This window comes from Streptomyces sp. NPDC051364 (assembly GCF_040682115.1).
Taxonomy (GTDB): Bacteria; Actinomycetota; Actinomycetes; order Streptomycetales; family Streptomycetaceae; genus Streptomyces.
This window is the reverse complement of record NZ_JBFBAH010000010.1, coordinates 120974-138084: the sequence shown is the minus strand read 5'-3', so window position 1 is coordinate 138084 and position 17111 is coordinate 120974. Positions and strand designations below refer to the sequence as shown.

The window sequence follows — 17111 nt, the reverse complement described above, 5'->3', positions numbered from 1 at the left end:
ATGGGCCTCATCCACATCGAGATGTTCGCGACCCTCGACCTCGTCGGGCAGGCGCCCGGCGGCCCCGACGAGGACCCGGTGGGGTTCCCGTTCGGCGGCTGGCAGGCGCCCCTGCTGGACGAGGTCGCCGGGGCACAGGTCGGTGCCGCGTACGAGGGCACGGACGCCCTGCTGCTCGGCCGGCGGACGTACGACATCTTCGCCGCCTACTGGCCTCACCAGGAGGGCGGCCAGGACAACGAGATCGCCACGCTCTTCAACAGCGTCCCGAAGTACGTGGCCTCTCGCGGCCGGCCCGACCTCTCGTGGGCCGGGTCCACGCAGCTCGGCCCGGACCTGGCCGGCGCGGTGCGCGAGATCCGTGACCGGCACGAGCACGTGAAGGTCGTCGGGAGCCTCAACCTCGTGCAGACCCTCCTGCGCGAGAAGCTCTTCGACCGTCTCGACCTCTGGGTGCACCCGATCGTGCTCGGCGTCGGGAAGAAGGTGTTCGACGACGGCGCGGTGCCCACCAACGTCACGCTCCTCGAACCCCCGGCAGCCGGCCCGAAGGGCACCGTGTACCTGCGCTACGCGCTCGCCGAAGGCACGCCGGCGACGGGGGACATGAGCGCACCCGATCGCGGTACCGGAAGCGGCGACTGAAGCCGCCCCGCGCCTGGCGTCCGCGCTGCTGCGGTACGGGAACCGGGATACCGGAAGGCGGCCAGGAACCACGTCACCCGCGCCCGAGAGCGGTTAGAAGGTGTCACGCAACCTATTGCCCCTCACCTGAATCGATTATAGCCTCTAACGGTCGCTTGATGCTCTGCCGCTCGGCAACGCCCACCCGCCGAACGCCGCACCCCGAAGGGGAACCCCATGCCCGGCATCCATCGCACCCGCATCCAGGCCCTGTTCGCCATCCCGCTCGCCATCGGCCTCCTCGGCGCCGCCGCGTTACCCGCCGATGCAGCGGCCTTACCCAGCTCCCGCACCGCCAAGTCCCTCACCTGCCGCGGAGCAGGCGTCGACCCCGCCGCACGCGTCCGCCACCGGGCCGAGATCCTCATCAACGCGCCGCTGCGCACCGTCTGGAAGCTGCAGACCGGCATCGAGCGCTGGCCGTCCTGGCAGGCTCCCGTGACAACCGCGGAACGCTTCGACCACGGCCCCCTCCGCCCGGGTTCGGCCTTCCGGTGGACAACCCCGGTACCCCCCAACCCGACTCCGGCCACCAGCCTGGAGATCACCTCGACCGTCGAACAGCTCCGGCGGCACTCCTGCATCCGCTGGACGGGCCCCGCGACCGGCGAGGGACTGCACATCGACGGCGTCCACGTGTGGAACTTCACCGAGATCCCCGGCGGCGTCAGGGTGAGTACCGAGGAGACCCACACCGGCCCCCAGGTCGACGCAGACGTCCCCACCGCAACCGCCATCCTCCGCCAGGGACTCGAAGCATGGCTGAACGACCTGAAGGCCACCGCCGAGGCCCGCACCCGCCACCACCCGAACTGACCCGTGTGTGCTGGCCCGGTCTGTTTGTACCTGCAAGACGTGTGGCACTGAGCCCTGAGCATCAAGCCCGGCGGCCACGCCGTCGGCTTCAGTGACGTGGGCTGGCTCCCCTGGACGCAGGGTTCCGGAACCCAGACGCGGTACGTTCCCTACGGCCTGCTCCCGCTGATCTGCCTGGTCGCGCTGCTGCGCGGCCAACGGTGGATCGCGCTGCCGGCCTCGGCGGCGATGCTCTTGGCCGGATCCCGGATCCCGGATCCTCCCGGATCGCCGGCTCGACGCTCTTCGGTGACGAAGGCGTGGTGGGCGTCGGCTACTACGGGCTCGGCGCTCCGCTGCGAGCCCATGACCTGGTGCTCTCGGGGGCCTTGTTCCTCACCTGCGCAGGACTGGCGGCCTACCGCCCGAGCCCGCTGCGCCGCCGCTCGTACGGCTGGTTCGTCCCGGTGCGGGTGCCCTGTTCATGACCGGCTCCCTGCACATCACCTCGGGTGATCCGTATTTCCAGCGGGGCCAGTTCGCCCTCGAAGTCGCCGCGTTGACCGCCGCGTGGGTGGTGACGGCGGCCACCGGCGACTACCGGTGGCTCATCCCCGTCGCCGCGTTCACGGTCGTCCGCAGCGAGGCGATCGTCACCCAGCCGTACCTCGTGGGATCCCTGCCGAGCAACGTCGTGCTGCTCTGCCTGATCATGCCGATCCCCCTCCTCGCCATCACCGCACAACGCCGCCAGAGCCGCACCACCTGAGCCGCCGGCCCGGCCCCGACCCGCGGTCCGGCTCATCGTGACAGGGTGTCACGGCCCCAAGGGGCCGTGACACCCTCGACGACGCGACCGCGACCTCTTCCCGCCGGTGACGCCGCCGGTCACCCAAACTAGGGTCGCTCGGCGGCTGCACTGGGCCACGGCGCTCCCGTACCTGGTGGCTCAGCTCGCCGCGTCCTCGTCCTCAGCCGCGCCGACCACTACCAGCGCGCCACGCCCTGGTTGGCCCGGCTGACGGTGCGATCGATCGGGTGACCAAGGGGCCGCGCACGGGCCTCAGCCTGTCTCCTCGGGCGGCGTGGACCGCGATGCACGGCGCCCCTGCCACCACACGGTCACACCGGCGAAGCCACCGGCGGCCACGAAGAAGCCCACCTTCACCGCAGCCTTGCCGGACAGCCAGGCCGCGCCAACGCCCAGGTTCAGGCCAAGCCACCAAAAAATCGCGCACACGCCTGCCGCAGCGAGCACTCCCGCCACGACACCCATTGCAGCCCGCAGCCATTGGCGTCCGCCGGTACGGTCCCCCGTGTCACTGGTCATGCGGACCACGCTAGGGGACCCGTGGCGCGGTCTTCGTCCGCACGGAGGATGATCGTACGGGCAACTTTCGTCGCGGAAAGCGGCCGAGGCGCGAGCCGAAAGTACCTGAGCGTGCGCCAGGCTGCCGGGCCGTACGAGTCGACGTCGACCAGTACGGGCGCCGCCATCGTCCTGGTCACGAACACCTCCGCGCAGCCCTGCATGCTGCACGGCTTCCCCACTGTCGCCGGCGCGGGCAACGGCTCGCCGGACAGGAACCGCCCCTGACCGCGCGGCGGGGCACGGTGACCCTGGCCCACCTTCGTCAACGTCCAGGGCGAGGCGGACGGCTGCTGCGTGGCCGGGGGCCATCCCGTCCGGCTTCCCCACGCTGGTGCTGGGCGTTCCCGGTGCGGGATCGCACCAGATCGCCACGGACGACGGGGTGTTCGCCGAGTGCGACGGCAAGGTGACGATCAACCCTCAGCCGATACCCCGGCCCCCTCGACGCATCCGCCGAGATGATCGAGCGCTGGTACGCCAAGCGGAACTGCCTCGGCGACATCGACACCCAGCTCGACCTCGTCAACCTCGTCTTCCGCGACCAGGACGACGACCCCACGTACACCCAGCACGTGTGGGCTTACGACCACGAGAAGCTCGTCCAGCTCTTCACCGAGGCAGGCTTCACGACCGTCGAGCCGTGGACCTTCGACTCCGCCATGGCCAACCCGAAGCGCCGCTGGGGCAGCGTCTACGTGAGCGCGACGAAGTAGCCACAAACCACCTGGGCGGCCCCGGGAGGCGCCCCTCCCACCCCTCGGGGCCATGTCCTGACCGCATTCCACGGCACACCGCACCCCATCCGGCCATGCCGCCGAGAGAGCCAACCGTATGCCCCAGCCCTACCGCCCGTCAGCGATCTCAGGCTCGCAGCCACCCCGAACGCCGTCTCCTGGGCCCGCCGCCACACCGTCGACGTACTCCAGCGCCGGCGGTTTCCCGCCGAGGACACCGAGGTGGCCCGCCTCCTCGTCTCGGAGCTCACCACCAACGCCATCCGGCATGCACAGCCACCGTGGCAGCCACCCGGAGGTGGCGGTGGCTCGCCGGTGTTGCCCCCGGAAGGCGGCGTTGAGCTTCGTCGTGTGGCGTGCCGCGGGGTGGGCAGGCCGGCGGTCGGTGCGACCCGCCCACCCCGTCGGTCAGTGCGCCTCGATCTCGTTCACGATCCACGCACCGAGTTCTGTGGTCATGGTGGTGTGGCCTTCGTTCCGGCTGGCGCACGTGAAGGCGTCGAGCGTGCTCTGGTTCGGCGTGATGGGCTGGTAGAGCGTCTTCGAGTCGTTGATGTCGCCGACCGCGACGGCGCTGACGCTGGGGATGAAGCAGGACGTGGCGATGACCTCGGGGTCCACCACGTTGCCGAGAAGGCCCATGAGGAGGGCTGCGAGGCTGAAACTGCCCACCTCGCCCGCAGGGAACTGCGCGGTGAACAGGCCGCCGGGAGCGCCGTCGACGTCGGGCAGCCCGCTGGTGCGAACCTGTGTCGGCTGCTCGCCCGCCTTCTGGAGCCTGGCGACGATCTGGTCACCCTGCGCCTGGATCTTGAGCCACGTGTCCTGCAGCGTGTCACCGTCGCAGCGCACCGCTGTCGCACCGGGCTGCGCGCCGTTCCCGACGCCGGTGTGCACTCCGTTGGCGACACCGATCCTGCGGATGCCCGATGGCCAGCCCCCGACGTTCTCGAGCTCTTGGACGAACGCTTCCCGCTCCGGTGCCGGCTTCGCTGTGGCGTCGGCCTTCTCGATGTGCCACCGGGCCATCTGCCGTGCGGCGGGGCTGTTGAGCAGCCCGGAGAGCTGCCGCAGGAAGGGGCCCACGTTCGGGTTGTCTCCCCACTTGTCCGTGGCGTAGTGCGTGAAGGCCTGGAGGGAGATGGGGAACCACGCGCCGTGGTGGGGGGTGTCGTAGGAGAAGTAGGTGGAGGTCTCAGGGTCGGGAAGATCGGGGTCGTGCTGCATCTTGGCCAGCGCGTAGCGGGTGACCAGTCCGCCCATGCTGAATCCGCCCACGGCCAGCTTGGCCTTGCCCACGCGCTCGTTGATGGCCCGACGGATGCATTCGATGGCGGTGTCGGCGTTGGCCGTGATCGATGCCGTGCGGTCGTTGTAGCCGAGGATGATCACATCGCGGCCGGTGGCGTGGAGTTCGCTGATGAAGCGGAAGTCGCCGTTCTCCTCCAGCCCGTGCCAGAGCTGGTCGAGATCGCTCGATCCGCCCGAGAAGCCGTCGGAGAGGATGACGGGCCTCATGAGCTGCCGACGGTTCAGCGGGCTGTAGTACACCCAGGCCGTTCCGCCTTCGAGGGGCCATTCGTCATGCGGTTCGGGTGCGGAGGGAAGTGAGCGGGCCTGCGGGGAGACCGTGCCCCAGACGTCTACGACAGAAGTGGACATGCTCTGCTGACTCCTTGCCTACGGGCGGACTGGCCGGGCATCGGACCGCTACGTGCTGTAGCCGCAGACAGCCACCAGCCAGTGTTGGTCACATAGCGCAAGCATATGCCTACTTTGAGTAATTTTGCTGCGGATGGCGGGAGGAGCCTCGTCAAGGCCGGGGCCACCTCGGCTGCTGCCGGCCCCATCATGTGCCCGGCAGCAGCCGACAGCCTGGTCAAGCGGCTTGGAAAGGCGCCGGTGGCCAGTGCCAGTGCCCGTACGCCCGGGACAAGCAGGTCATCACCTCTGGGTGTTGCGGCCCATCACCGTCAGCCGTAGTCGTACCGACTTCTGCGAGGTCGGGTACGACTGGATGCCTCACCGAAACCGGCGTGACCACCCCGCCACCGGCCTCACCCCCGGATAGCTCAGTAGGCAGGACAGATCCATGGACCTCTCCTCGGTGACGACCTGGTGCTTGAGCTGGAAGAGGCAGGTGACTGTCACGCGGTCTTCGTCCAGGGCGAGGTCTTCAAGCCCTCCCCGTGCTTTGGCCATGTCGGAGAGGTAGTAGGGCTGGGTCGGCTGGTCGAGCATGAGGAAGCGGGGTATGCGCACCGGGTGCGCGGTGGCGCGGTTACCGGTGCGTTCCGGGCGCGGAGTGCATCGCGGCCAGCACCAGGTGCTCGTCCTGCATCGTCTCCAGGGTTGTGACGGTGTCCTCGTCGTCGGGGTCCGGGATGACGTTCACGACGAGGAGCCCGCCTGTGGATCGGATTCCTCGCCCACGGCCGCTGCGGGCCAGATGACGTCCTCGGCCACCCGCACCAGCCGGAAGGCCAGCTCTGGGTCGGCGTCCGCGCGGCCCGCGACGGACGGGACTCGCTTCTCAGGCGGCGCCGACCTTCGCGGCCTCCGCGGCCTCTGCGACGTCGGCTGCCTTGGCGGCGGCCGGTCGCGGCTTGCGGACGAGCGGGACTGTCGCGCACGCGGCGAGCAGGGACGCCACGGCGACCGCGTACCAGCTGTACCGGAAGGCGGCGACAGCGTGTCCGGGGGCCGGGGTGCCGAGGATGCCGATCAGGATCGCGACGCCGAGGACCGCGCCGATCTGGCGGCCCATCGAGGTGATGGCCGAGCCGGTGGCGAAGCGGGCCGGCGGCAGGGCGGCCGCCGACGCCCCGGTCAGGACCGGGATTGTCATGCCGACGCCGAGGCCGGTCAGCATCATGCCGGGCAGAAGCGAGGCCGCGTAGGCCGAGCCGGTGTCGAGCGTCGCGGCCCACCACAGGATGCCGGCCGCGAACAGGACAGTTCCCGCCAGCGCGATGCGGCCCGCACCGAATCTGGCGACGGCGGGCCCGATCCGCAACGCGACCGGCGGCACCAGCAGCGGTCCCGGCGCGATGGCGAAGCCGGTGCGCAGAGCCGAGTAGCCCCACACGCCCTGGCACCACAGCACCGCGCCGAGCAGCATTCCGGCGAACGCGACGGTGAACAGCGTCAGGGCGGCCGCGGCGGATGCGAACGCCGGAACCCGGAGCAGCGGCAGCTCGACGATCGGCACGGGGTGGCGGGCCGAGCGCAGGACGAACCAGATGCCGAGCAGCACTGCGGCAGCCAGGCCGCCGAGGGTGCCGGCGCTCGTCCAGCCCCAGTCAGGAGCCTTGACCAGGCCGAGCGAGAGCGTTGCGATCGATCCGGTGAGCAGGGCGGCGCCGAACAGGTCGGGCAGCGGACTCTTCTCTGCCCCAGCGCGTGCGGGCGATGGCAGCACCTTGATACCGAGCGCGAACGCCGCGATCCCCGCTGGCACGTTGACGATGAACACCCAGCGCCATCCGGCCTCGACCAGCAGCCCGCCGGCCACCGGCCCGAGTCCGGCGGCGATCCCGCCGATCGACGCCCAGGCCCGCACCGCCCCGGCGCGCTTCTCGACCGCCGTCGTGTCGAGCAGCAGCGCGAGCGACGTCGGCATCAGCAGCGCAGCGCCGGCGGCCTGCACGAGCCGTGCCGCGACCAGCGTCCCGACGTTGGGAGCGAGTGCGCAGCCGACCGAGGCGAGGGTGAACACCGCCAATCCGGTCAGGAAGACCGGCTTGTGGCCGGATCGGTCGGCGACTCGGCCGGCGACTACGAGGAGCGCCGCGAAGACGATCGCGTAGCCGTTGAGGACCCAGGAGAGGGAGCCGAGGCCGCTGGCGTCGAACGAGCGGCCGATCGCCGGGAGGGCCACGTTGACGATGAAGAGGTCGAGGTTCGACATGAAGACCGCGGCCGCGACCGTCGCGAACACGGCCCGGGACACCCTTTGTGGGTTTGAAATTCCAACTGTCATGGATCGGAGACTAGCCGTGTGAGTTTGAAAACACAACGGACTTGGGGGAGGATGGGGAGGTGACCTCGAACGCGAAGCAGGGCGAGAACTCGGTTCCGCACCCCGAGGTGCCCGGTCGGCCGTGCTCCGCGGCCGCCGCGCTGCAACTCGTCGGCGAACGATGGGCCCTCCTGGCGATCCGCGAGATCTTCTACGGCAACCGGCGCTTCGACCAGATCGTCCGCAACACCGGCGCCCCCCGCGACCGCCTCGCCGCCAGACTGCGCGCACTGGAAGAAGCGGGCGTGGTCGAGCGCCGCGCCTACAACGAGCGCCCATTGCGCTTCGAATACCACCTCACGCAGGCCGGCCGCGATCTCGCACCGGTGATGCACGCGCTGCTGGCCTGGGGCGACCGCTGGGCGGTGGACACTCCGCCGGTCGCCTTCAGACATCGCGGCGGACCCGGCTCCGAGCACGACGCCGAGCACGACCTCGATCTGACATCGACGTGCCGGACCTGCGGCGAGGAGGTCGGGGCGGGAGGCCTCACGATCGACGTGCGGGCACCTGGATGGGACCGGGGCGGGCCGACCGAAGGCCTCTGAACTCAGCAGCGATCAGGAGCGAAGGGGTCGCCTCGATTGGCCGGCCGAGCCGTCTGGGCATGTCCTGCGGCAGAGTTGGAAAGGGACCGTGCATGCCTGTTATCGGCGGTCACCAGCACTGGCGAGGTACGCGACCAGGTGCTCGGCGGGACGATCGCCGAATTGGCCGGGCTCGGCTGAGGCAGGCCCGGCGTGCCCAAGTGCGACCCCGGCAGATTGAGCACTTCAGATGGCGAACCCCGCCAACTGAGGCGCTCGGTCACATCTCGGTACGGCGCCGCGGCGGAGGCGTTCGGCCGCGGCTTCGCTTTCCGGTTTTGCTGCGGGGTGCGCGGCCCGCTTCGGGGCGGTGACCCGGCGGGTTCATGCCAGGCCGGCCGTTCGGCGGCGTGGCGGTGGGCGTCGAACGCGTGAGCCGCAGTCGGAGCGGGACCGGCTGGGGTGGTCGAGGCTGGCTCGAGCAGGCGGGACAGCGAGTGCCGCCCCGGTGTCGGTCCGTGCGGGCCAAGGCGCGGCCGGGTACTCGTGGCCGGCCGGCACCGGGGCGTGGGTGCCGGCGTGCGGGGTGGGGGTGGTGGTGAACGCATCCGGGGGCCGCGCGTAGCGCGGCGAGAAGCAAGGGCAGGGACCAGCGACGCCATGTGGCTCTCTGCGATTCGTCGCTTCGGCACCGGCCTTCGTAAGTGCTCCAGAACTCACCTGGGTACTGCTACTCATGCGTCGCACAACGCAGACGTTTACCGTCACACGCATGCCCAAAACCCCGCTGCGTAGAGCCCGAACCTCCAGGAGATCCGTCCGGTACGCCGTCACAGGGCTCGTGCTGGTCGCCCTGTCAGTCGCTGCGGCGACGGCGGCGAACCGCGTATGGAACGGCGCGCCGTATCCCTCGGCCGACCCCGACGCGGTCGCGCAACGGCTCAAGGACCAGTCCGACGAGCTGTACGACGGCTTCGCGCTACCCGAAAAGCACGCGGTGGACTCGGGCAGGGTCGACACCGGCGCCTGTTACTACCGAGGGCTAAGGAGCATCGCCCACATTGACGAGGCACGCAGCGACGTCCGGAGCTTCGGACTCGATTGGAGCGTGCCCGACATCCCCGAAGCCACCGCACGAGACGCGCAGCGGCGCGTGCGCCAGCAGCTGGTGAAGCAGGGTTGGAAACTCACCCACGAAGGCGACCGCGCAGGGGCAACCCTCCGCGAGCTGGGCTTCCGATTCGAAAACCCGGAAGGCGGCGACCAGGTCGACGTTCAGTGGAACGACTCAACCACGACTCTGTTCATCAGCGTCTACGCCCCCTGCGTGCAGGGGCCCGACGGCTTCGAGGAGTACGACTGGCCCGAGGCGGCCTGGCACCCGAAAGAGCAAACCTCGAGGCTTTGAGGGCCACTCCACCCTTGAGGATGGGAAGCGAGCCGTCACTCGGCGCTGGATTCGTCGGCAGAGCGGCTGACTTCCTTGTCAACGGACTGTCTCGGTGTCCCCTGGCCCACGCAGAATGAGGACCAGCTTTCCCACCGCCCGCGCGCTCTGCACCGTCCGCAGCTGAGGAGCCGTGTCTCGGTGTTGTGGGTACGGACATTGCTGACGCGGTGCGCCACAACGGAGGCAAGCTGGTCTGGAAGGACGACTGCCCATGCGCTGGGCGTAGGGCATGATCTTCGAGCCGCCTGGTGTCGACCACTCCTCTGCCCCGGCTGGGTGCTGTGCCGGTGCTCTCCGCAAGCGACTGCATCCTTTGGCCTACTGTGGTTTCGGCCCTGTGGAGGACGATCTTGCGGCACCGCCGCGAGAGGGTTGATCCGTGCGAACAACCATCGGATACACCGTCGAAAGCATCGGCTACGTCGTAGGAGCCCAGGGGCTTGTCAGCTTCGCTTCGCAGACCTTCTTCGGCACGGAGTGGGGCTGGATGCACAAGGTCGTCGACCTTCCGTCCACCGCTTACCTCGGCGTCGTCGCCATGGGGCTGGCGCTTATCGTCGGTGGGGTGAAGACGCGGAAGGCGCCCGAGCGCCAGGAGGTCGCCTGACCGGCGGGCCTTTCAGCCCGCGACTCCCCTTTCCGTGTCGTAGCGGTCGAAGCCCGCAGGCCGCCCGCCGCGTGACCCGCGCTTAGGGTCTGTTGCGAAAGTGCTGATCACAGCCACTCGTTGATGGCTGCGACCAGCACGGTTGCCTCGTAGCGGACGGCGAGTTTGTCGTATCTCGTAGCCACCGCGCGGTGCCGTTTCAGGCGGTTGATGCCGCACTCGACGGCATGGCGTTGTTTGTAGTCTTCCTTGTCGAACGCCGGGGGCCGACCGCCGCGGGAGCCGAGCTTCTTGCGGTTGCGGATCTGGTCGGCCTTCTCTGGGATCGTGCATACGATCCGGCGTTTACGCAGGTAGGCGCGGTTGGCACCCGTGAACAGATGCGGGAACTCGCAGCCCGCTACAACGGCGGCCCCTGCTACCAAGGCGACGGTGCACAGGCATACGGCCGGCTGTTCGACGCCAGTCTGGACGACGCAGGGAGAGCGTTGCGATGAACGAGACGAAGAACCAAACCCAGCAGCGTCCCAGCCCCGGGTCGAGTCGGGCAGGCACTATGCTGTGCGCCCTCTTCCTCACGCTGGGCAACTTGGTGGCGGCCTATCTCGAACTGCTCGCGTACGCGGTCGAACCGGCCGGCCCCTGGGACAGCGAGGCCGTCGCCCACGCCCACTTCGCAGCAGGCCTGGCTCTGGCCCTGGCTGTCGTGACGGTACTGCTGTCATGGGTGTTCATGAAGGCCGAGTGGCTGCGCAGATGGTGGCTCGCCGTTCCGGCGGCCCTGGCCCTGGCCGCGATTCTGCGCCTGACGCTCCTCGCGCCTGACCTTTGAGACCTCGCGGCGAGCCGGCGTGCTCGTACGCCGGGTGCAGCCCGATAAATCATGCCTGCAGGGCCCGCTTCATCACTCTGACAGATCGGGAACTGTGGAGTGCAGTCCCGTGCTTGAACCCCCATCGAGCGTAGTGGGACGGTCCACATTGCGCACTGCCCGCTTGGCGGGCGGTCGACCGCGGCTGGGACATTCTGTACGAGCCGCAGTTGGTGCTCCAGCACCCGACGACGTCCCCGGCTCGGCACGCGGTCTACTACCGGATGACGGCCCGCAACCGGGTCTTGCTGGCCAAGCGGCACCTGCCCGCCCCGCTGGTGCCGGTCTACCTCGGAGTGTGGGTGGCGCTGACCGTGGCCCGCCCCCGGTCCGTCACGGGGCTGCGGGCTTGGTTCGGCGGGTTCGCCGAGGGCATCCGGACGTCCGGCGGCTCCCGGCGCCCGATGCGCTGGCGGACGGTCTGTCGAATGACCAGGCTGGGCCGGCCCCCGGTCATCTGGGCTGCGGCGGTCTCGCGCCCGCTTCGGCCTCGCCCGCCATGACGAGGACGGCGAGCTCGCCCTGCGCCGGGCCCTCGCGCTCGTCCGCGGCCGGCCCTTCGCGGCGATCGACCCCCAGCGCTACGCCCGGGCCGAGCCGGTCGTCCAGGAGATGGTCTCTGCCATCGCCGACGTCGCCTACGAACTGTCCACCCGCCGCCGGGAGGCCGCCGACTACGCCGGCGCGCTCTGGGCCGTGCACCAGGGACTTCTGGCTGCCGAGGAGAGCGAACTCCTCCACCGGCAGGTCTTCCTGGCCCACCACGCCGCCGGAGACGTGGACGCCCTCCGCGAAGCCGCCCCGCGGCTGGCCCGCATCAACGAAGGTCTCGGCGGGGGAGTGGACATGGAAGCGGAGACGGCCCAGCTGCTGAGCACGCTGCTGCCGAAGCCGGTCATCTTGCGCTGACAGCCGTCTAGGATCCGCGGTTTCGTGAGCACTGTGGGCGGATCATGAGCACTGTCCGAGCAAATTCGGGTGACCATGAGCATCGGTGACGTTCAGTAGCCCTCACTTGTTGGATTCTTCCGGTCTTCCGAGCCTGGGCTGCGAGGGTGGCCATCGTTCCTGCCCCCATACCTACGACTACTACCCTCACGATTCCTTGATGAGGGTTATTCAAAAGCCCTCAAGGTCAGACGGGCGGCATTAGATCGCTCTCGCTGATGGTGTACGTCAACGGGGGATAGACGAAGTCCGTTTCATTGTTCTCACGGCGCCGCAGTTGATAAAACTCGCGCCTCTGCTCATCGCCGGCCGACATGAGGCGCGCACCCTGTGGGAGGTATGCATGTCCGTCGCGAAACCGAACGAAGGTCTTTGATGTTCGAAAGGTTACACCCAACCATTGATTGTCCGCTGTCTGGACGGACGCATCCAATACGATCTTATGTCTGAGTCGCCGATTCGAGTCGACAGAAAATGCGACGACACCATTGTGGGCGAGGGGGATCTCGAACTTCTCACCGCCGGACCCCTTTGATTCGAAGATCAGCTTCCTCGGCGGGCTCGCTTCGGGATGTCGGTAGCAGGAGAAGACCGCGATAAACGACTCGTTGGCCAGGTCGAGGGCTTGGTCGGAATGGCTGCCCATGGTGGTGTAAGCGTTCGTGTAGCTCTCTATGAGAGCGTTGTTGAAGCCGACCGAAAGCGCCGCACGTTCTTGAATCTGTTGCGCCAGCCGTTCGTGCACTGCCCGGAAATGCTGCGTCGGACTGCTGTACCGAGTGGTAGTGCGTACGAGAGGCAAACCACCCGCCTCGTCAATCTTGGTAAGCACGGCGCCTTGCCGCCCTTTTCCTACGTCTTCCAAACGAGCCGATGCGGACAGCTCCGCAAAGAGATTCTCCTCGGTTGGCAAAGCGCACGAGAGGATCTCATCCGAGATCCTAGACTCGGGGGGCAACGTAGTCTCCCATGTTCATACTGAAGAGAAATTTGTCGCCGTAATCAATGAAGGATGAGGTCCTGTTCTCCTCGGCGTACAACCCGCGCAGCTCGTTCAGGCCGGCCGGTGTGGGTGGCCCCAGCTTCACCAAATCTCCGGGCACCTTGAGGAACGTGTGGCCGTTCTTGTGAACGGCTTCGGCATTCGAACAGCGCACCACGTATCCCAGGCGGGTCGGGAGCAACTCGGCGTCCAACGTTGAGGGCCGGATTTCGTGCGTATACAGGCGGTTGGTGGACAACGGCATGAAGAACACGGAGCCAGGGTAGAGGGTCAGGGTGAACTGCGGGGGGAGCGCGACCCCGTCGCGTTCTTCGGTCGGCTCCTTGAGGCGAAAGTGGAGTTTGGTCAGCCCGCTGGTACCCTTCACACCGTAGTCGAAGGCGTCTTCGGCAAGGGGCTGCAGCTTGTCGACCCGGTCATAGAAGGTGCAGAAGGCCATGATGCCATTGACGGGCATGTCTTTGGTCTTGTCGGCATGGGCCGAGATCTTGGCCTTGGACTGCTTGCGCTCGGCCGTGGCAAGGGTGTTGTGGTAGATCTGAGCGAGGACGTGATTTAGCGGTGCCTGGTTCCGGAAGACGGCGGCGGCCTCGCGGTTCAGAGCCTCGACGATGCGCGTGTCGGTCGGGCGAAAGCTCTCGGTCGGCCCAGAGAGATTCGTGGAGCACCGGAGCAGGCGGAAATGCAGTTCGTCACGGTTTCGCGTCACGGGCGTCAGATAAATTCCGCTGCGATGGGCTGTTCCAGGCTTGGTGGACTCCGTCAGGGACTGGAACGCGTGCTCCGCACGGATCCGTCCGAAGTGATCGGTGCCGAGTCCGAAAAAGCGGCGGTAGTACACGCCGACGCCGTGTATGCGGATGGGAACTCGGCCGAGGTCGACGATGGGCCAAGGTTTGTCGACCTCCTCGCAGTAACCGTGCGATAGCTCCCGGATAACGAATACCCGGGCAGCCGCATGCAGTTGTCGGCTGCTGATCCCGGATATATCGCCACACAGGTAGACGGTCTTCTGTGCGAGGTTGGGCGAACCAGAAGCAAGGTCCTCTGGCGTGATTGTGGACCCGAAGAAGTCCCTGATCAAGTCATTATCTTGCAACATCGAAGGCGCAACCAAGATGTTGCTCGCATCCTCGATGCAGGCTTCTGTCAGCTCTGCTGTGTACATCAAACGGTACCTGCCATTCGCCCGCCTTGGTGGATTTCTCAAAATCGTGGACATGGCAACGGCCCGCACTCTTTCATTCGCGTTGCGAAGCGTAAACGAAAGGAGACGGACCATTGAACCTTGATGCTCTCATGGGGCTTGACAGCGGGCAACGGGTTCTGCTGTACGGGCGGTGTGCGGAGCTGCGCGGTGATCTCGTGAGGCCGGGCGGACGGCCCTCGGCGATCGGGCTGTACCCATCGGTGATGCTGGTGGTCTGCCTGATGCGCAAGAACCTCACGCAGGAGGTCGCGGGTGCGGTCTTCGGTGTCAGCCAGTCCACGGTCAGCCGCCGCTGGGACCTGCTGCGCGTGGCGGTCCCTCGCCAGGCCTTCATTTTGTTGATCAGCCGCTCGACGGTGTTCCGCTCCTTGTGAAGATCGGCGTCGTGTCTGACGGGCCGGCCGCCCCTTGCACCCTTCTTCTCCCGGTCGGCGGCCTGGTCCTTTGCCTGCCCGGCTGTCAGGACGAACGCGAGCGGACGGCATGTGCGTTCCGCGGCGAGATGGACCTTGCTGGGGTGTGACCGAGATACGCGCCAAAGGGGCAACGGGATGATCTTGAAGCACTGATCCGCTCGGATTTACCTGTGGCGACGTGCAGCGGGGTCGCGTTCGGCGACGTGCCGGGCGACCGAGTCGACGCCGGGGCGGGCGTAGCGCTCCAGGGAGCGGACGGAGGCGTGGCGGGAGCGGGCCAGCAGCATCGGGGTGGAGGTGCCGTCCTCCGCGTCGTGCGTCAGGGCACTGTGACGTAGCCGGTGAAGCGTCCAGCCGTCCTGGTCCTCGATGTCGTCGGGCGAGGCGAGGGGGTTTGCCAGCAGCCGGGTGTTCTCCTCGAAGATCTCCTCAGCGCGGCGGTAGGAGAGCCGGGCCCGGCCGGTCTCCGGGCACACGTCGAGCGTGGGTGTTCCGGCCGGGGCCTTGCGGTCGGTGAGGAACAGCGGGCCGCGGGTACGGCGGGCGATGAGGCGGGGCAGGAGCTGGGCGGTGCCGGACTGCCAGTGGATCCACTCGGTCGCCCCGCCCTTGGCGGTGATCCTGCCGCGCTTGTCCTGCGGGTAGAGGTCTTCCACGTTCAGACACAGCACCTCGTCGGCCCGTGCGGCGGACTCGTAGAGCATCTTCCACTGCGTCTTCTCCCGCAGCGCGACGTCGAGGCGCCACAGGGCGGCGATCTGGTTCTCCGCGAGAGCCTTGGTGCGGTCCGGCGGCGCCGGCCGCCGCTCGATGCCGATCGTCGGATCGCACTCGATCCAGCCTTGGCGCTGCCACCAGCCGATCGCCTTGCGCGCGATGGACAGCTCCCGGTTGACGGTGTCGGCGTCCATCTCGTCCGCCCGCGCCGCCGCCAGCTCGGCCAAGACCTCCGGCAGCGCCGGGTCGTCGATCGCGGCGACGGGGAAGACGGGCGGTTTCGCGCCTCGGCGGGCGGGTCCGGTCGGCGGCGGTTCGCCGGCGAGCATCCATCCCCACGTCGTGAGGGAGATCCGGTAGATCCGCGCGGAGGACTTCGCGATGCCCGCGCCGGTGAGGTACCGCTCGACCGCCGCGGTGTACGACGACGGCGGGGCGGACAGAGGTACGACCCGAGCGCGCGGCAACCGAAGTGCGCCCCCGCTCCCGAGTTCGGTCACGGGTTCGATCGTCACGCCGTCCCGCCCTTCCGGTACTGCCGCAGTAAATGCGTACACCTCGCCCCGGCGGCCGGATTGGTCCGCCGCAGGTCGCGGTGATCACGGTAGGGGCTCTGCCGCAGTAAATCCGGTATTTACTGCGGTAGTTGTGAATACGTCTCCGCGATCGAGTAACCGCCCGAATGCGTTTCTGCTGTGCTGACTTGAGGGGAGTGGACTGTCAGTGCCCGGGGCCAGCATGCTTACCTGGGTCATGCCCCAGATCCTCCGTCACGGGCAGGCACTCGGCGAGCAGGTCGACGACGTCGCGCCAGGCTCGCTGCGCGTGCCGTGGGTGGTAGCCGACGCCGGGGACCACGGGGTGGCCGACCGGCGGGTGGTGGAAGGCGTGCAAGGCGCCGCCGTAGACCGCGAGGCGCCAGTCGACGCCCGCGGCCTGCATCTCAGCGGTGAACGCGTTCCGTTGCGCGGGCGGCATGATCGGGTCTTCCGACCCGACCCCGGCCCACACCGGGCAGCGAATGCGCGCCGCCTCGCCCGGTCGGCCCGTGGTCAGTGCGTTGACTGTCCCGATCGCGCGCAGGCTGACCCCGCCGCGCCCGAGTTCCAGCCCGACGGCACCCCCCGTGCCATAGCCGACGGCGGCGATCCGGTCGGGGTCGGTCCGCGGTTCGGTGCACAACACATCGAGCGCCGCATGGCCGATGCCTCGCATCCGCTCGGGATCAGCGAGCAGCGGCAGGCAACGGGCCAGCATCTCCTCGGGGTCGCCCAAATAGCGCCCGCCATGAAGGTCGAAGGCCAGCGCTATATATCCCAGCTCGGCGAGAGCATCGGCCCGGCGGCGCTCGACGTCGCTGAGCCCCATGCCCTCTGGTCCGAGCAGCACCGCGGGCCGGCGGTCGACACCGGCCGGGAGCGCGAGGTGCCCGATCATCGTCAAACCGTCGGCCGGATACTCGACCGTACGCGTCGTAATCGTCGTCATGAGACTGGACTGTAGTGATCGTCGAGCCCGGTCCGGCCGGTGTTCTGCCGCTGGCAGAACAGCGCGGGTATCCCTCTGAAATACGGCGAGGGCCCACAAGAACCGTCACAAACCCCGCCCCCACGGCAGCGCTATCGGATCACCTGCCCGGGCCACGGTGTTGGAGGCTGACCCTCGCAGCAGGATTCTGGGGTATACCGGCCCGCTCCCGTGAAGGGCGTCACCAGCTAGTTCCCTCACGGCTCAGGCAGCCTGGCCGAGACCGGCG

At 68.3% G+C, this 17111-nt stretch carries 18 protein-coding genes and 4 pseudogenes; 12 read left to right on the top strand and 10 right to left on the bottom strand.

Annotated features, from left to right (window positions below):
* The 3 genes and pseudogenes from AB0M76_RS22530 to AB0M76_RS22520 all read left to right on the top strand — a co-directional run.
* The gene (locus tag AB0M76_RS22530; RefSeq protein WP_365954564.1) at positions 1-645 is read left to right on the top strand and encodes a dihydrofolate reductase family protein; all 645 of its coding nucleotides are present in this window, start codon (positions 1-3) and stop codon (positions 643-645) included.
* Positions 646-861: 216 nt separating this feature from the next.
* Positions 862-1500, top strand: coding sequence for an SRPBCC family protein (locus AB0M76_RS22525; RefSeq protein WP_365954563.1), 639 nt, complete (start codon positions 862-864; stop codon positions 1498-1500).
* A gap of 27 nt (positions 1501-1527) precedes the next feature.
* A pseudogene (locus AB0M76_RS22520) lies at positions 1528-2248 on the top strand (hypothetical protein); the annotation flags it as partial.
* Between the two features lie 294 nt (positions 2249-2542).
* On the opposite strand, the gene AB0M76_RS22515 reads toward AB0M76_RS22520, so the two are convergent.
* The gene (locus AB0M76_RS22515) at positions 2543-2809 is read right to left on the bottom strand and encodes a hypothetical protein (RefSeq protein ID WP_365954562.1); all 267 of its coding nucleotides are present in this window, start codon (positions 2807-2809) and stop codon (positions 2543-2545) included.
* A gap of 111 nt (positions 2810-2920) precedes the next feature.
* Between AB0M76_RS22515 and AB0M76_RS22510 the strand changes: the two genes are divergently transcribed.
* Complete coding sequence (locus AB0M76_RS22510; protein WP_365954561.1) at positions 2921-3076, top strand: hypothetical protein; 156 nt, start codon at positions 2921-2923, stop codon at positions 3074-3076.
* 194 nt (positions 3077-3270) lie between these two features.
* Positions 3271-3564: pseudogene (locus tag AB0M76_RS22505) on the top strand (glycosyltransferase); the annotation flags it as partial.
* Between the two features lie 429 nt (positions 3565-3993).
* Here the strand turns inward: AB0M76_RS22505 and AB0M76_RS22500 are convergent.
* The 3 genes from AB0M76_RS22500 to AB0M76_RS22490 all read right to left on the bottom strand — a co-directional run bounded on the left by AB0M76_RS22500 (position 3994) and on the right by AB0M76_RS22490 (position 7525).
* Positions 3994-5247, bottom strand: coding sequence for a hypothetical protein (locus AB0M76_RS22500; RefSeq protein ID WP_365954560.1), 1254 nt, complete (start codon positions 5245-5247; stop codon positions 3994-3996).
* A 360-nt stretch (positions 5248-5607) separates the two neighbouring features.
* The gene (locus tag AB0M76_RS22495) at positions 5608-5847 is read right to left on the bottom strand and encodes a DUF3732 domain-containing protein (protein ID WP_365954559.1); all 240 of its coding nucleotides are present in this window, start codon (positions 5845-5847) and stop codon (positions 5608-5610) included.
* 271 nt (positions 5848-6118) lie between these two features.
* Positions 6119-7525: an MFS transporter gene (locus AB0M76_RS22490; protein ID WP_365954558.1), complete on the bottom strand. Its 1407-nt coding sequence runs from the start codon at positions 7523-7525 to the stop codon at positions 6119-6121.
* Positions 7526-7626: 101 nt separating this feature from the next.
* Between AB0M76_RS22490 and AB0M76_RS22485 the strand changes: the two genes are divergently transcribed.
* The 3 genes from AB0M76_RS22485 (at position 7627) to AB0M76_RS22475 (ending at position 10190) form a co-directional block, all read left to right on the top strand.
* A complete protein-coding gene (locus tag AB0M76_RS22485; RefSeq protein ID WP_365954557.1) occupies positions 7627-8154 on the top strand; it encodes a helix-turn-helix domain-containing protein in 528 nt (175 codons plus the stop codon).
* An 820-nt stretch (positions 8155-8974) separates the two neighbouring features.
* Complete coding sequence (locus AB0M76_RS22480; protein ID WP_365954556.1) at positions 8975-9541, top strand: hypothetical protein; 567 nt, start codon at positions 8975-8977, stop codon at positions 9539-9541.
* A 421-nt stretch (positions 9542-9962) separates the two neighbouring features.
* Positions 9963-10190, top strand: coding sequence for a hypothetical protein (locus AB0M76_RS22475; RefSeq protein WP_365954555.1), 228 nt, complete (start codon positions 9963-9965; stop codon positions 10188-10190).
* A 107-nt stretch (positions 10191-10297) separates the two neighbouring features.
* Here the strand turns inward: AB0M76_RS22475 and AB0M76_RS22470 are convergent, their stop codons facing one another.
* Positions 10298-10615 (bottom strand): hypothetical protein, encoded by a 318-nt coding sequence (locus AB0M76_RS22470; protein ID WP_365954554.1) that lies wholly within the window; start codon positions 10613-10615, stop codon positions 10298-10300.
* A gap of 68 nt (positions 10616-10683) precedes the next feature.
* Here AB0M76_RS22470 and AB0M76_RS22465 point away from each other — a divergent pair, with 68 nt between their 5' ends.
* The 3 genes and pseudogenes from AB0M76_RS22465 to AB0M76_RS22455 all read left to right on the top strand — a co-directional run bounded on the left by AB0M76_RS22465 (position 10684) and on the right by AB0M76_RS22455 (position 11970).
* Positions 10684-11022, top strand: a complete 339-nt coding sequence (locus tag AB0M76_RS22465; RefSeq protein ID WP_365954553.1) for a hypothetical protein — start codon at positions 10684-10686, stop codon at positions 11020-11022.
* Between the two features lie 161 nt (positions 11023-11183).
* Positions 11184-11564: pseudogene (locus tag AB0M76_RS22460) on the top strand (hypothetical protein); the annotation flags it as partial.
* A gap of 109 nt (positions 11565-11673) precedes the next feature.
* Positions 11674-11970 (top strand): hypothetical protein, encoded by a 297-nt coding sequence (locus AB0M76_RS22455; RefSeq protein WP_365954552.1) that lies wholly within the window; start codon positions 11674-11676, stop codon positions 11968-11970.
* A gap of 226 nt (positions 11971-12196) precedes the next feature.
* Here AB0M76_RS22455 and AB0M76_RS22450 read toward each other — a convergent pair whose 3' ends face one another.
* Together AB0M76_RS22450 and AB0M76_RS22445 are read right to left on the bottom strand one after the other, a co-directional pair.
* Positions 12197-12967 (bottom strand): hypothetical protein, encoded by a 771-nt coding sequence (locus AB0M76_RS22450; RefSeq protein ID WP_365954551.1) that lies wholly within the window; start codon positions 12965-12967, stop codon positions 12197-12199.
* Positions 12951-14180, bottom strand: coding sequence for a hypothetical protein (locus AB0M76_RS22445; protein WP_365954550.1), 1230 nt, complete (start codon positions 14178-14180; stop codon positions 12951-12953). Before AB0M76_RS22445 ends, AB0M76_RS22450 begins: the two co-directional genes overlap by 17 nt.
* A gap of 131 nt (positions 14181-14311) precedes the next feature.
* Here AB0M76_RS22445 and AB0M76_RS22440 point away from each other — a divergent pair, with 131 nt between their 5' ends.
* Positions 14312-14596, top strand: a complete 285-nt coding sequence (locus AB0M76_RS22440; protein WP_365954549.1) for a transposase family protein — start codon at positions 14312-14314, stop codon at positions 14594-14596.
* Here the strand turns inward: AB0M76_RS22440 and AB0M76_RS22435 are convergent.
* From AB0M76_RS22435 to AB0M76_RS22425, 3 genes and pseudogenes are all read right to left on the bottom strand, one after another.
* Positions 14527-14736: pseudogene (locus tag AB0M76_RS22435) on the bottom strand (IS5/IS1182 family transposase); the annotation flags it as partial. The gene AB0M76_RS22440 and the pseudogene AB0M76_RS22435 overlap by 70 nt on opposite strands.
* A gap of 66 nt (positions 14737-14802) precedes the next feature.
* Positions 14803-15870, bottom strand: coding sequence for a tyrosine-type recombinase/integrase (locus tag AB0M76_RS22430; protein ID WP_365954548.1), 1068 nt, complete (start codon positions 15868-15870; stop codon positions 14803-14805).
* A gap of 205 nt (positions 15871-16075) precedes the next feature.
* A complete protein-coding gene (locus AB0M76_RS22425; protein WP_365954547.1) occupies positions 16076-16843 on the bottom strand; it encodes a dienelactone hydrolase family protein in 768 nt (255 codons plus the stop codon).
* Positions 16844-17111 lie beyond the last annotated feature (268 nt).